General features: G+C 45.0%; 14 protein-coding genes. 13 read left to right on the top strand and 1 reads right to left on the bottom strand.

Annotation, left to right across the window (positions count from 1 at the left end):
* The first annotated feature begins 1 nt into the window (after position 1).
* From ABXS78_RS09055 to ABXS78_RS09045, 3 genes are all read left to right on the top strand, one after another.
* Positions 2–1603 carry an aminotransferase class V-fold PLP-dependent enzyme gene (locus tag ABXS78_RS09055; protein ID WP_366249783.1) on the top strand — a complete coding sequence of 534 codons (1602 nt, stop codon included), beginning with the start codon at positions 2–4 and terminating at the stop codon, positions 1601–1603.
* Complete coding sequence (locus tag ABXS78_RS09050) at positions 1603–3435, top strand: LTA synthase family protein (protein WP_366249782.1); 1833 nt, start codon at positions 1603–1605, stop codon at positions 3433–3435. Before ABXS78_RS09055 ends, ABXS78_RS09050 begins: the two co-directional genes overlap by 1 nt.
* A gap of 195 nt (positions 3436–3630) precedes the next feature.
* Positions 3631–5022: an L-cystine transporter gene (locus ABXS78_RS09045; protein WP_366249781.1), complete on the top strand. Its 1392-nt coding sequence runs from the start codon at positions 3631–3633 to the stop codon at positions 5020–5022.
* Between the two features lie 45 nt (positions 5023–5067).
* Here the strand turns inward: ABXS78_RS09045 and ABXS78_RS09040 are convergent, their stop codons facing one another.
* Positions 5068–5400 (bottom strand): YolD-like family protein, encoded by a 333-nt coding sequence (locus ABXS78_RS09040; protein ID WP_366249780.1) that lies wholly within the window; start codon positions 5398–5400, stop codon positions 5068–5070.
* A 113-nt stretch (positions 5401–5513) separates the two neighbouring features.
* On the opposite strand from ABXS78_RS09040, the gene ABXS78_RS09035 reads away from it, so the two are divergent.
* From ABXS78_RS09035 to ABXS78_RS08990, 10 genes are all read left to right on the top strand, one after another.
* Entirely contained in the window at positions 5514–5732 is a 219-nt protein-coding gene (locus ABXS78_RS09035) for a transcriptional regulator (RefSeq protein ID WP_366249779.1), read from the top strand.
* A 73-nt stretch (positions 5733–5805) separates the two neighbouring features.
* Entirely contained in the window at positions 5806–6543 is a 738-nt protein-coding gene (locus tag ABXS78_RS09030) for a YqcI/YcgG family protein (protein ID WP_366249778.1), read from the top strand.
* A 71-nt stretch (positions 6544–6614) separates the two neighbouring features.
* The gene (locus ABXS78_RS09025; protein WP_366249777.1) at positions 6615–7766 is read left to right on the top strand and encodes an exonuclease SbcCD subunit D; all 1152 of its coding nucleotides are present in this window, start codon (positions 6615–6617) and stop codon (positions 7764–7766) included.
* A gap of 1 nt (position 7767) precedes the next feature.
* Positions 7768–10875, top strand: a complete 3108-nt coding sequence (locus tag ABXS78_RS09020; RefSeq protein WP_366249776.1) for an AAA family ATPase — start codon at positions 7768–7770, stop codon at positions 10873–10875.
* Between the two features lie 13 nt (positions 10876–10888).
* Positions 10889–11137, top strand: a complete 249-nt coding sequence (locus ABXS78_RS09015) for a DUF2584 family protein (protein WP_366249775.1) — start codon at positions 10889–10891, stop codon at positions 11135–11137.
* Between the two features lie 168 nt (positions 11138–11305).
* Complete coding sequence (gene vrrA / locus ABXS78_RS09010) at positions 11306–11854, top strand: VrrA/YqfQ family protein (protein ID WP_366249774.1); 549 nt, start codon at positions 11306–11308, stop codon at positions 11852–11854.
* A 67-nt stretch (positions 11855–11921) separates the two neighbouring features.
* Positions 11922–12875 (top strand): peptide-methionine (S)-S-oxide reductase MsrA, encoded by a 954-nt coding sequence (msrA, locus tag ABXS78_RS09005; RefSeq protein ID WP_366249773.1) that lies wholly within the window; start codon positions 11922–11924, stop codon positions 12873–12875.
* A 76-nt stretch (positions 12876–12951) separates the two neighbouring features.
* Positions 12952–13710 (top strand): TerC family protein, encoded by a 759-nt coding sequence (locus ABXS78_RS09000; RefSeq protein ID WP_366249772.1) that lies wholly within the window; start codon positions 12952–12954, stop codon positions 13708–13710.
* 5 nt (positions 13711–13715) lie between these two features.
* Positions 13716–14786, top strand: a complete 1071-nt coding sequence (locus ABXS78_RS08995) for an AbrB family transcriptional regulator (RefSeq protein WP_366249771.1) — start codon at positions 13716–13718, stop codon at positions 14784–14786.
* Complete coding sequence (locus tag ABXS78_RS08990) at positions 14786–14989, top strand: DUF6501 family protein (protein WP_095222724.1); 204 nt, start codon at positions 14786–14788, stop codon at positions 14987–14989. The genes ABXS78_RS08995 and ABXS78_RS08990 overlap by 1 nt, the downstream gene beginning before the upstream one ends.
* Positions 14990–15066: the final 77 nt, after the last annotated feature.

Genomic DNA, 15066 nt, shown 5'->3' with positions numbered 1-15066 from the left:
GATGAATTCGACACAATTAAAGTACAAGATTGCTACCGAGCCGTGGGAATTTGAACAGGTGCATGCGCTTAATTATCGTACCTTCACAGAGGAAATTCCACAGCACGAGACCAATCAGGAGCGCAAAAGAATAGATAGGTTCAATCAGGAAAATACATATATTATCGGCTTGGATGGGGAAACGGTCGTTGCAATGATAGCCATCCGTTCAGTCAGGCCTTTTTCGCTTGATGAAAAAATAGAGGGACTGGATGACTATCTGCCTCCTCATAATGCAAAATGTGAGATCAGATTACTGGCAGTCGAAAAAGCCTATCGTGACAGTTTCGTATTTTTCAGGCTAGCAGAAGCGCTTATTCAATACTGTCTCGAAAATGGATTTGATATGGCCGTTATTTCTGGCGTCTTACGGCAGCAAAAGCTGTACAAGCATATGGGATTCGTAGCTTTCGGGCCGTTGACTGGATCAGGAGATGCACAGTTCCAGCCGATGTATGTGACGGAAGAATTGTTCCAGCGCAAAGCGCGGGCTTTTCAGCGCATTCTTTTGCAAAGTCAAGATCCGATAAGTTTCTTGCCAGGTCCTGTTCCAATGGCAGATCAAGTAAAAAAAGTAATGGGTGAGACAGCATGTTCGCATCGTGCACCTGCGTTTCTTGATCACCTTCATCAGCTGCAAGGGCGACTAAGAAGTCTTACTCAGGCAGCGCATGTCCAGATATTGCTGGGAACCGGAACACTAGGAAACGATGCCGTGGCAGCTCAGTTACGCATATTGGATCAGCAGGGGTTGATTCTTGTTAATGGAGAGTTCGGCTCAAGGCTGACAGATCATGCGCAACGGGCAGGTTTGCGTTTCAACACAGTGGAAATTCCTTGGGGTGAAAGCTTTGATTATGAACATATATTGACAGAGGCAAGAGCATGTGATGCCGCCTGGATATGGGCTGTCCATGTAGAAACCTCAACCGGTGTGCTGCAAGACATAGATCAGCTGAAGTACATAGCAAAGAAAACAGACAGCAAGCTGGTTCTGGACTGCTGCAGTTCCCTTGGCAACGTACCAATCGATTTGCGAGATGTGTTCCTGGCAACTGCCGGAAGCGGGAAGGGACTGGCCTCTTATGCTGGTTTGGCGTTCGTCTTTTATCATCATACAATTGAAGTAACCAAGAGCATTCCTCGTTATTTGGATCTGGGTCTTTACCATACATATGACAGTGCCCCGTTCACGCATTCATCTAACTTGATCAGCGCTTTATCCGCGGCAATCGATCAATGGGAAGATGCAAAACTGCTGCAGCAGGTCAGCGAATTGACAAAAAAACTGATCAAGCTTTGTAAAATGAAGGGACTGAGGCTTTTAGCTGAAGTAGCGTGGGCCCCGGGGATTGTTACTATCGTTCTGCCAAAGGAGCAGCGTGCAGATATCGTCGGTCGGGAACTCGCAAAGAAAGGCTATTTGATCAGCTGTAATAGCAGTTACCTGATCGAACGTAATTGGGTGCAAATCTCCGTCATGGGACATCATAAGGAGAAGGATTTGGAGCGTGTGACAGATGCGCTTGCCGTTCTAATCGGAAAGAAGGAAACATTCGCCTGATGAATTTTTTTACTTCCGCTAAAGGATTCTGTTTGGCAGGAGCAGTTCTCCTATTAAGTAAAATGTACCTTATTTGTATCATCTATTTCGATTTGCCTCTATATGAGCCATTTGATTACATCCGGTTGTTCCTGTCCTGTATGTCGTCGATTGCCGTATTGATTGTCTTGCTGTATCTATTTGCCAAAAAACTTCGTGCTGGCGCGTTCTTACTATTACATATCATCGTATCGGGAATTTTGTACGGAAATCTATTGTATTTTCGATTTTATATCGACTTTGTGACACTCCCTATTCTTTTCCAGTTCAAAAACGTCGGGGGACTCAGTCAAAGTACTGCTGAATTGATGGACCCTCTGGATTTAATTCTTTTCGCAGATGCTGTGATTCTTCTTTTATGGTGGATCTTTAAACGGCCGCTTCCTGCAGCCTTTAAATGGAGCCGAAAGGGCGTCTTCGCTATATGTGCGGCATTATTAATTTGTGTTAATGTAGGGTTCTCCTATATTGGAGGAGATCAGCATGATGGAAGTTATAACCGCTCAGCAATGGTGAGTACACTGGGTCCTGTCTATTATCACGGGTATGATATTTACCAAACTGCGCGCGCAGAGCTCAGCAGTACGTTCGCGACAGAGCAGGATTATAGGAAGGCTGCAGCGTATTTGGAAGCTGCTGATACAGATGTAACATCAGAATATTTTGGTGCTGCAGAAGGAAAGAACGTCATCCTAGTTAATTTGGAATCCACACAGCAATTTGTCATCGGAAGAAAAGTAAGGGGAGAGGAAATCACGCCGTTCCTGAACAGCTTAACGAAGGAAAGTTTCTATTTTGACCAGATATATCATCAGACTGCCCAAGGGAAGACCTCAGATGCAGAGTTTATGTTCGACCAGTCTTTCTATCCGTTAGCTAGCGGTTCTGTTTATGTGAGACGACCGGAGAATGAGTTTATCGCCATGCCGGAAATCCTTGAAAAATCCGGCTATCACAGCGCTTCTTTCCACGGCAATGTCGGCAGTTTCTGGAATCGGGAAGAAGCATACGATGCTTTCGGCTATGACGATTTCTTCTCAAAGGATTATTATCAAGTCTCCGAAGAAAATTCCGTTAATTATGGTATAAAGGATGAGGCCTTTCTCGAACAATCAATGCCTTATCTCGAAGAACTGAAACAGCCTTTTTACAGCAAGTTCCTGCTGCTAACGAACCATTTTCCATTTCTTTTGGATGAAGAGGATATATTATTAGATGAAGCAAACACAGGTTTGGATGTCGTGGATCGCTACTTCCAGACAGTTAGGTATGAGGATGAAGCACTCAAGGAATTTTTTGCTGAACTGAAGCGAACCGGTTTATACGAGGATTCCATCATTGTGCTCGTTGGTGATCATTATGGTATATCAGAAAACTATTATGATGGCATAGAAGTTTATCTGGATGAGAATCTATCAACACCGGAGAAAATCGACTTACAGCGGGTTCCGCTAATCATTCATGTACCAGGACAGGAGGGAGAAACCTTCCATAGCCCTGGAGGACAAATTGATATTCAGCCGACGATCCTGCATCTGCTTGGCGTTGATACTGCTGTTTATCCGAATTTTGGCCAAGATCTGCTGGCACCTGATCGTGATCCGTTCGTTGTGTTCCGAGATGGTGATTTTGTTTCCGAGAAAGTTATTTACACAAAACAGCTTTGCTATGACAAAGCATCTGCAGAACAAACAGAAATGGACAAATGCTCTCCATACTTCGAGAAACGGAATCAAGATTTATATTATTCAGACGCTATCCTGAATGGTGATCTTCTTCGTTTCGCCAATTGATAAAATCCGGTTCCGGTTGGGGAACCGGATTTTTGTTGAGTGAATTCATATATTTGTTACAGCATCCAATACTTTACCGCCATTTTAGTAACACAGATTCATATTTACATAATCTTTCCATCATGTTATTGTGTATAAGGTCAATTCATACTTAGTTGATTGGAATTATATATTTTAATGAGGAGGATGATTTGTGTGGACTTATTCACTTTTGTGAACATTATTATTCTTATTGTCTTAATCGGCGTACTCTTTTACATGCAAAAAAAGCATGTTTCCTTTTCCAAACGGGTACTGACCGGGTTGGGTCTCGGTATTGTGTATGGAGTGGTACTGCAGTTAGTTTATGACCCGGCCTCTGAAACCATCGTCATGACGAATGATTGGTTTAGTTTGGTAGGAAGCGGTTATGTGAAACTTTTACAGATGATCGTCATGCCGCTTGTTTTCATCTCGATTGTAGCTGCTTTTACGAGACTAGAGAAGTCTTCTAATCTTGGGAAAATAAGCGGACTTGTCATCGGTACACTTATGGTGACAACAGCAATTGCTGCAGCAATCGGAATTGCAGCTGCTGCAGGTTTTGACCTGAAAGCGATTGATGTAACTGCTGGCGATGCAGAAATAACACGTGGTGAAGATTTGGAAACAAGTCTGACGGAAGTGGAAAGCACGACAGTTCCGCAGAAGATATTGGAATTCCTGCCTGCTAATCCGTTCTTGGATTTGACAGGAGCAAGACCTACTTCCACGATTGCAGTCGTTATTTTTGCGGCATTTGTAGGAGTAGCTTACCTTGGGATTAAGAGAAAGACTCCTGAGCATGCAGCTTTCTTCAAAAAAATGATTGAAGCTCTGCATAGTCTTGTCATGCGTATTGTCACACTGGTATTGCGTCTAACGCCATATGGCATACTTGCTTTGATGGCAAAGACGGTCGCAGGCAGTGATTTTAACGCAATCGCAACATTGGGTAAATTTGTTATCGCTTCTTATGTGGCGCTGATTGCCATGTTCATTGTTCATCTTATAGTGCTGGCTGTACTAGGACTAAGTCCAAAGCAGTATCTAAAAAAGGTCTTTCCAGTATTGGCTTTTGCCTTCACTTCCCGTACGAGTGCCGGCACTCTTCCGCTGAACGTGGAAGCACAGCGAAATAAATTAGGTGTACCAGAATCTATTGCCAACTTCTCTGCCTCATTTGGCATCACAATCGGACAAAATGGATGTGCTGGAATATATCCAGCTATGCTCGCGGTTATGATCGCGCCTTCTCAAGGTATCAATCCTTTATCACCGTCGTTCATTGCAACCTTGATAATAGTTGTTATGATCAGTTCATTCGGTGTAGCTGGAGTAGGCGGAGGAGCAACATTTGCCTCTTTGATCGTTCTTTCTACGATGAATTTGCCAGTGGCTTTAGCCGGCGTACTAATTTCAATTGAGCCGTTAATCGACATGGGACGTACGGCACTCAATGTCAGCGGATCAATGGTATCAGGTCTCGTAACCAGCCGGACACTTGGCGAATTGGACACAAAAACATATGCTTCTGATGAAACACCAGCGGAAAGCATGGCACGTTAAGCTGACCACTATGAAAAAAGCCGCCTCAACCGAGAGCGGCTTTTTTTAATGAAGCGTAATATCTATAATATGGTCGAATGGAATGCGGAGAGGGTACAAGCTATCCTTTGTGTCCAGAAGCAAATATTGCCCAGACTGCTTCAGTCCTGTAACGACGCCTGATGCATGTTCTACATCGCGCCCTTTTCTGTACATCATACTGACTTTTGTTTTGCCAACCTGGATAGAGCGCATCTTCTGTTCCAGTTCTTCCAACTGCTGTTCATCTATGATTGGGGGCTTTGTTTTTCCAATTTCCCGTCCCATTTGCTGCAGCATCTCTACATGCTCGGGCAGCATCAGGGATGTCCATTTGATTTTCCCGCGATCATTCACCATACGTCATTCCTCCTGCAAACAGTATAGTCGAACATGTGTTCTTTTTCAAGTGACACAGAACATAAGTTCGTATATAATATGTGTATGAACTTATACAGAAGGCAGGGATCGTAATGGATAGAATTGCATTGGCAAAATTCGTAGAGCAGCAGGTCACAATGATTTATATGGCGAAGGATGGTTCCTTAACGAAGCGTCAAGTAAAGATCGAGCGAATCAATGTGTCCTCCGTAACAGGGTATTGTTATTTGCGTAAGCAGCTGCGCACCTTCCGGATGGATCGAATACTAGCTATCCAGCCACAGCGTAAATTATGGCGGATGTCTTCATAATTCCAGTCAGTCACCTGCTATCTCCATCCTGAATAAAGTACTAGGGATTAAGCCAGGAAAAGGAGACCCTGTGATGACGATCTTATTTGACAGCTATGATGCTGACAGTCACCCCAAGACTTCTTGGCAGCAAGAAGCACTTTTCACCTTTCATAATAAATTATCCGACCAGCAGTCCCATTTCCCCTGCATACCAGCCACAGTCGGTCATAGGACTGGTCAATTCCGTTATGGCTTTGCCGCTGACCCGACGACAGCAGCTGCAGCTGAACAGCTGGCAGATTTTCTGTACGCATACGGACGGCAAGCAAAGGATTTAGGTTCTTATACTTCCCTGATTATTTTCTTTGATACAACTAAGCAGCAGGAGTTTCACCTCGATGTGCCTGCTTATTTTGAAATTTTTTGGGACCTGCTCAGCAAGACGACCGCTTATGATTCACAGAGCTGGCCAGTTCATATTCCCAAAGACCCGGAAGATGCATTATGGGAATATTGTTTCGGAGGAGAGCAATATTTCATGTATTGTGCCACTCCAGCACATTCCAGTAAGAAAAGCCGACATTTTCCGTGTATGATGCTGGCCATTACGCCAAGGTGGGCGCTGGAGACATTCGAATCAAAACCGAAAGCTGCAGCTGGCATCAAACAGAAAATCCGGGAACGGATCCTCAATTACGATTCTAGCGATATTCATCCTGATTTGAATGCATACGGCAATGAGGATAATCTTGAATGGAAGCAGTACTTCCTCCATGATGACAATACCTCGCCTTCCAATTGCCCTTTTCATAGGAGAAAGCAAGACTAGCAGTTTCCTGCCGGTTCTTCCCATACCACCCTTTTCTAAATCGTGCTAGAATAATAGCAGGAGGAATTCGTATGAAACTATTGCATACCGCTGATTGGCATCTTGGCAAGATCGTCAACAGCGTACATATGACAGAAGAACAAGCTCTTATCCTAGAGCAGATCAAAACGATAATCGATAGAGAACAGCCTGATGCAGTCATCGTAGCAGGCGATTTATATGATCGGGCAATTCCGCCCCGCGATGCAGTGGAACTGCTGAATAACACATGGAATTGGCTGATCGGAGATAAGGAAATACCAGTATTGTCCATCAGTGGAAACCATGATAGCCCGGATCGTCTCGATTTCGGCAGTCAGCTGTTCAAGGCAAGTAAGTTGTACATCGAAACGAAGCTACGGCCTGGAATGACTCCGGTCACACTGGAAGATGCACATGGTCCCGTGCATTTTCATCTAATCCCGTATACAGAGCCTGCTGACATACGTGCATTCTTCGGAGATGACACTATCACAACCCATCAACGTGCGATGGAAAAGATCATTTCCTATATTACTGATACGTATGACATGACAGAACGTCACGTTTTTGTTGGACATGCTTTCCTTGCAGGCGGTATGGAATCCGACTCTGAGGAACGGCTTTCGATGATCGGCGGGAGTCCGTATGTGGATGCAGCTCTTTTCCAACCATTCACGTATGCAGCATTTGGGCATTTGCATCAGGCGCAGCGGATCGGCAGTGATCATATACGCTACAGCGGATCACCGCTTAAATATTCGTTTTCAGAGGCAAACCATAAAAAATCAGTGACAATGGTGGAGCTTGATGCTGACGGATTCCAATCTTTTGAAAAGATCGATCTCACACCTGAGCGGGACATGCGTATTGTAGAAGGATACTTTGATGAACTGATGGAAGGAACGGCAGGAAACCCGGACGATTATCTGCATATACGTCTCTTGGATGATGGGCAGCTGCTGGACCCTATGGGGAAACTGCGCAAACTTTATCCAAATATCCTTCGATTGGAGCGCAAGGCAAAAGTAGGCGCGAGCTCGATGTCCGACATCAAACAAATCAAGGAAAAGCAGCGTATGTCGCATATGCAGCTATTTGCTGCCTTTTATGTAGAAATGAAAGGTGAAGAAATACCGGAACACCGTCAGACTCATATGGAAGCAATCATCCAGCGTCTGGTTGAGCAAGAGAGGAGAAGCTGATATGCGTGCCATTACATTGAATATGACCGCTTTCGGTCCTTACCACAAACCGCAGACGATAGATTTCCGGGAGCTTGGATCAGAATCCATCTTCTTGATCACAGGTCCGACTGGTGCAGGAAAGACGACAATCTTTGATGCAATATGTTACAGCTTGTATGGACGTGCCAGCGGAAGTGATCGTGATCAAGATTCCCTTCGCAGCCACTTCGCAGCACCGGGTGAAACGACGGAGGTACGCTACCGTTTCGCACTTCGCGGTACGGAGTATGAGGTTATCCGTTACCCGAAACAGCAGAAAAAGAAAGAGCGCGGTGACGGCTTTACAGATGATCCGGCAAGAGCGGAATTTTATGAGTGGAAAGATGGAGAGCAGGTACTGATCAGCTCCAGAATCAAGGAAGTGAACGAGACAATCGAAGAGAAGATCGGTCTCGATTATGAACAATTCCGTAAAATGATTATGATTCCGCAAGGAGAATTCCGAAAGCTCATCTCTGAGAACAGTAAAGAAAGGGAAGAAATTCTACAGCGCATCTTCCGCACATACTTCTATGAACGCATGACAGAGGCTCTGAAGGACGAAGCCAAACAGCTGAAGGAAAGTTTGCAGCAGACAGAATGGAAAGAACAGCAGCAAATCAGCAAAATCGAGTGGCGTACACAGGAGCCCGCTGAGACAGACAGTGTACCAGATACGATGAAGAAGCTGCAGATAGAACTTGATGCTATAAAAGCTGCTGTCACACAGGGAGAGCAGGAGCTTGAAAAGCATAAAAATATCTGGCAGGAACGGCAGCAGCAATATTACGAAGCAAAGCAGCTCCTTGATACGTTCAAACAGCTGGAGCAAGCACTTGTCCAAAAAGAACAACTCGATCACAAGCTGCCGGAGATCAAACAAAAACAGCAGCGCCTTCGGGATATGGAACGAGCAAATCGTCTAGTACCTTATGAGCAGCAGCTCGCGACTCGCAAACAGGAGTGGCAGCGCCAGGTAAAAGCGCAGCAGGAAACGAAGGAAAGAAAAGATCAGTTAGAACAGCAGTACCTCGCAATCTCCACTTCCTACACAAAAGCAAAAGAGCTTGAACCGCAGCGAAGAAGCCGGCAGGAACAGCTGCAAAAGCAGAAGCAGCAGCTTGAGCAGTGGAAGGACTATGAAAAACGCAAACTCGAGTTAACACGAATTCAGAAGATGCTTGAAGAAAAGCAGCAGCGTTTGCTGAAGTTAAAACAGTCACACACAGATAAGAAGAATCAGCAACATATACTGGAACAAGATTTAAGCCAGGAAGCGGCACTGATTCAAGCATTCTATGAGGATCAAGGAATTCTAGAGAAACTTGATCGGCAACTGGAGGAAGCAGCTCGATTGAAGGATGCTGTCCGTCAGTTACAGGAAATGCGCACTATTTATCAGCAGACCAAAAATCTTCTGCAGGAAAAAGAGCATCATGTACAGCAGCTGCGGCAGGAGATTTCGGAGATGGAAGGAGCGCAAGCGGCCCATCACGCTGCACATCTTGCCGGACAGCTGGCATCTGGAGAACCTTGCCCAGTATGCGGATCCACCGAACATCCTTCACCGGCTCAAACAACAACGCATCTTCAATCATTTGAGATGCTGAAACAAAAGAGATTGATGCTCGAAGATGCCCAGCGTGCATATGATGAGGTACAGAAAAAATATGTGGAAGCAAAATCGAATGGGCAGGCCATCCGGCAGGTGACAGATGAGCTTTATCGGAACATCGCTGGAGAAGCAACATACGATCAGACAAAACTGGATGAGCTGGAACATGATATACACTCGAAAAAGGACAAAACAACAGCCTCCCTTCGTACGAAGCAGGAAGAGCGTAAGAAGCTGGAACAAAAAAGACAGATACTGGAGCAGCTTAAACAAACGTTTGAACAAGAGCTGAAGGCCGCTGAAGAGCTCCAAAACAACCTACGCACTCTCGAGGAAACATACACTCGCGCCGAGGCAGAAGTAAGTTATCAACGTAAACAGCTGCCTGACGTCCTTCAGAACCATTCAGAATGGGAACACGAGATCAAACAAGAGGAAGCTGCAATTGAAGCTGCGATCAGCGAATGGGAAGCTCTGCAGCACCAGTACGAGGAAATCACCATAAGCAGACAGCAAATAGCAGCGGCTTTGGAATCAACTGCAAAATTTGCAGCAGATTTGGAGCAAACGTACTTCCGGGAGGAAAAAGCATTCCTCGCTAAGCTTGAAGATGCAGGATTTGCTGATACGGAAGCTTTCAGGCAAGCCAGCGGTTCGGAGCTGGACGTAAGAAAGCTTCAGGAAGAATTGGAGCAGCATGAACAGCAGCAACGCAGTGTTTCTGAACAAATCGACTCTTTGCGTAAGCAAACCAATCAGAAGGAAAAGCCAGATTTAATTTTGTTCGAGCAAGCAGTGTCAGAAGCAGAGCAAATCTTTGAAGCGAAAAATAGCAGTCTGAATATGGCAAGAAGCTATGCCTCCCATCATGAAGATATCATGACTTCCCTGATACGGCTTCAGGAAGAAGCGGCAGATCAAAAAGCACAGTATTACGATATTGGCGAACTAGCTAATTTGGCAAAAGGAGATAACAGCCTGCGACTTTCCTTTGAGCGCTATGTGCTGACAAGCTTCTTGGATGAAATCATCCTGCAGGCGAATATACGATTAGAAGAAATGACAGATCACCGCTATCAGCTAAAACGAAGCGGCCAGATCGCAAAACGCGGCGCTCAAAGCGGTTTGGATCTTGAGGTGATCGATCATCACACTGGACAGGAACGTCCAGTCAAGACATTATCCGGCGGTGAAGGCTTTAAAGCAGCATTATCGCTTGCTCTCGGCATGTCTGATGTTGTTCAAGCGCATGCAGGCGGTGTTGAACTCGAAACCCTATTCATTGATGAAGGATTCGGGACACTGGATGAAGTATCGCTCGAGCAGGCAATTGACAGCTTGAAAGGTTTGCAGGCGAGCAATCGTGTACTCGGCATCATCTCTCACGTACCACAGCTGAAAGAAGAGATTCATATGAAACTGCAGATTGATACTTCGCCGACAGGTTCGTCAGCGAAATTCATTTTCCAATAAGGAGGAGACAATTTTGGGTACTCCCATCAATTTTGAAACGGTCCTTCGTACAGAAGGAAAAGAAAAACGCATTGACAGCAAAGAAAATATTTTTCAGCTGAAACTGCAGGGTTATCATTTATTCCCCCTGCATCAGCCGATCGATATCAAGCGAGCGAAAGATACAGATGAAATTGGCAAAGCAATCATTGTCGAATTGTCGTTGAAAGAGGAACAAACTATTTGTACGTATCAGCTAGTTTCGTTGTCAAGCGTCAATTAACGACATAAAATTCTACTTTAAAAGTAGATAGAGGGAGAATCTTGCGCTTGCCCGGGAAATAGAGGGCCAAAGAGGGAAATATATTGCCTGCATCTAGAATAGAATGGAACAAAAGACTTCTTGCTTGCGTAGACTGGTAGAAATATTGACGCGAGAAGAGGTATGAGAATGGCAAGAAATCCATTTGGTCCCTCCGTCTTTGGGCGACGAGGCCAGCCACAGCCACCTGTAAGGAGGAATCCATTTCTTCCTCAACCGAGAGTCGCACCGCATCAGCCACAGCGCCCACCAGGCGGCTTACCTGGTATTCTGCAAAAGATTCTGAACCGTGGAAGCAAAGGCGCACAAACAACGGCCAGAGCAGCTCTTCCTGCAACGAGCAGTTCTTCTGGAGGAGTATCGTTACTTGACATGCTGAATCATACACAAAGCGCATTAAAGGCGGCTGAGTCCTTCATGCCGATGGTACAGGAATATGGACCGATGGTGAAGAACTTGCCTTCCATGCTCAAGATGATGAAAGCTTTGAAGGACATCAACTTTGATGATGATGAGGAAGAAGCGTCTGAGACAGAAGTCAAAGATGAGGGTAAGGATAAAAGCGAGGATGATAGCAAGAAGACATTGTCCTCCATCCAAAAGGAAAAAAAAGAACCATCTAAACAGAAACTGAAGAAGAACGAATCTGGAGAGTCCCTTCCGAAAATGTATATTTAAGCGTGCTACTTGATTTTTTTCCGCAAAAGAGGAAAATATATAGCATACGATGAAGGAGGGATTTATTATGGCATTACAACACGCTACCTTTGCAGGAGGCTGTTTTTGGTGCATGGTTGAACCATTTACGGAGCGACCTGGTATCGAAGCAGTAGTTTCCGGTTACACTGGCGGCGACAAACCGAATCCCACATACGAGGAAGTGTGCTCGAACACGACAGGTCATGTCGAGGCCGTTCAAATTACTTTCGATCCAGATATTTTCTCTTATGAGAAACTGGTAGAAACATTTTGGCAGCAGATCGACCCTACAGATGCTGGGGGGCAGTTCCATGACCGTGGCGAATCTTACAAAACAGCGATCTTTTACCACGATGAACACCAGCGGCAAGTGGCAGAGGCATCCAAAGCGAAGCTGCAGGAGAGCGGACGTTTCCAGAAGGATATCGTAACCCCGATCCTGCCTGCCAAGCCGTTTTATCCGGCAGAAGAGAAACATCAGGATTATTACAAGAAGAACAGGTACCATTACAAGATGTACAAGCGTGGTTCCGGTCGGGAGGATTTCATCAAGCAAAACTGGGGTCCTAAAAAAGATAAAGCGAAGCTGAAAGAAATGTTGACTCCGATCCAGTATCACGTTACGCAAGAGAATGGAACAGAGCGTCCTTTCGAAAACGAGTATTGGAATAATACCAAAGAAGGAATCTACGTGGATATCGTATCCGGCAAAGCATTGTTTTCTTCCAAGGACCAATATGACGCCGGCTGCGGTTGGCCAAGCTTTACAAGACCGCTCGATTCTTACGAAGTGAAAGAGAATATGGATCTTTCACACGGTATGGTGCGGACAGAAGTAAGGGCAGCTGAAAGTGATTCGCATCTTGGTCATGTGTTCGATGATGGTCCGAGAGCAACAGGCGGTCTGCGCTACTGCATGAACTCTGCAGCAATGAAATTCATCTCTGTTGATGAAATGGAAAAAGAAGGTTATGGAGAGTATTTATATCTCTTCAAGTAAATAAATACAGTAACAGCTTTGCTCTTGTTCGCTATATGAAGGAACAAGAGCATTGTTTTGGACGAGGAGTATGAGAATGGATTCTACATTATGGATTGAATACGGCTGGATTCTTCTAGTATTGATTGGACTGGAAGGATTGCTTGCAGCTGATAATGCGCTTGTGATGGCGCTAATTGTAAAACATTTACCTGCTGAACAGCAGCGTAAAGCTTTATTGTATGGCCTGGGAGGGGCATTCATCTTCCGTTTCGCTTCCCTTTTCTTTGTCAGCTTCTTAGTGAATATTTGGCAGATCCAGGCTTTAGGTGCTCTTTATCTACTATATATTTGTATATCGAACCTTATCAAATTAAAGAAAAACGGTAGCGGGGAAGATGCCGAGAGTCCGTTCAGCAAGAAAAACTCTGGATTTTGGATGACAGTATTGAAAGTGGAATTAGCGGATATTGCTTTCGCGGTAGACTCAATCCTTACTGCAGTTGCACTTGCGGCTTCCTTATCGGCTACACCACTTCCTCACATCGGCGGAATGGATGGCGGTCAATTCCTTGTTGTATTGGCAGGAGGCATGATCGGTCTGATCTTAATCAGAATAGCTGCGTCTTATATCGTTAAAATCCTGGACAAGCGTCCTGGACTCGAAGCAGCTGCGTATTTGATCATCGGCTGGGTAGCAATCAAATTGGCTATCCACACATTGGCACATCCTGCATTGAAGATCATATCGGAGCATTTCCCTGACTCTGCTGGCTGGAATGCTACATTCTGGATCGTAATGGCTGTAATTGCCATCGGCGGCTGGTTTTATAAACCTAAAAGCGAAAGGGCCTGACTTCCATGGGGGGAAACGGTCAATTACGTTCCATCCTGAAGTCTTATCTGATCGCCTTGATAGGTGGCGGCCTTTTCACTTTGCTGCATTTGCCGCTTCCATGGATACTTGGGCCGGTAACGGGCCTCTTGCTTTCCAAGATCATCTGGAATAACAAGACAGCTGCTTCACAGCGACTTCGTAAAGTGAGCTATTGGCTGCTTGGTATCCAGATTGGTAACACATTTACGGTGCATACATTCCATAACGTACAGCCATATCTATTAATCTATACGCTTTTGACATTACTATTGATTGCCATTTGCATGGTCAATGCGTATATGGTCAGTAAATGGGTGAACGTGGATATGAAAACAAGCATGCTCGGCAGTATACCAGGCGGTTTGTCTGCCGTATCGGCACTTAGCGAATCCATGAAGGCTAATACGGGTCTCGTGACGATATTCCAGACGATTCGCCTAGTCAGCATCCTTTTCATTATTCCGTTCGCTGCTACACATCTCTTCATGGACACTGGGAGTCAAGGAGCAGTACAGCTGCCCCAGACAGAGCAAGGAGCTTGGTGGACAATAGGGTTTTATGTCCTCATGTACATAGTTGCCCGTCTGACAAACAGATTTATACCGTCATCGCTTGTTATCGTTCCGATGCTGCTTACAGCTTTACTGCAAGTAAGCGGGATGCATTTATATCAGTTTCCGCATCTGTTTTTCGTCGCGGCACAGTTGACAATCGGCGTATATTTAGGTCATTCTATTTCTATAAGAGATTTAAAAAAAGCTGGCAGACTTTGTCTCTATTATACCGGTCTGTCTATACTGCTTATTTTACTTTGCTTTGGACTAGGGTTTTTGTTCAGCAAGTTCACATCATTGAACATGGCTACTTCTGTACTCAGCATGGCGCCTGGAGGCCTCGTCGAGATGGCGCTGACAGCACAGACGACTGGCGGAGACCCATCCATTGTCAGCTCTTTGCAGACGATAAGGCTGCTTTTAGTAGTACTTGTTTTACCGCTGCTGCTGCAATGGACGCTACCGAAGCTCGAGAAACATCAACGAAAGGAAGAAACATGATGATCCATAAACATTGGCAAGATACGAAAACAATCAAACAAGTGGAATGTGTCCACACAGATGCAAAAAAATATGTCGTGAATACGACACTTACACCTGGAAAAATATATGATGTTAAAAATGAAACAGAAGAATTCATTTTTATTATCGACAATACAAACCGCGTCGGTGCTTTTCGGAAAGATTATTTCAAAGAAGTGTAATAAATGAACAAGGTAAAGGCTAACCTAGTAGAGGTTAGCCTTTTTTGTTGGCTAGTATTTTCCTATGCTTGTAATTG

The sequence above is a fragment of the Terribacillus aidingensis genome, from assembly GCF_040703035.1.
Taxonomy (GTDB): domain Bacteria; phylum Bacillota; class Bacilli; order Bacillales; family Amphibacillaceae; genus Terribacillus.
This window is presented reverse-complemented; position numbering and strand designations above follow the sequence as displayed.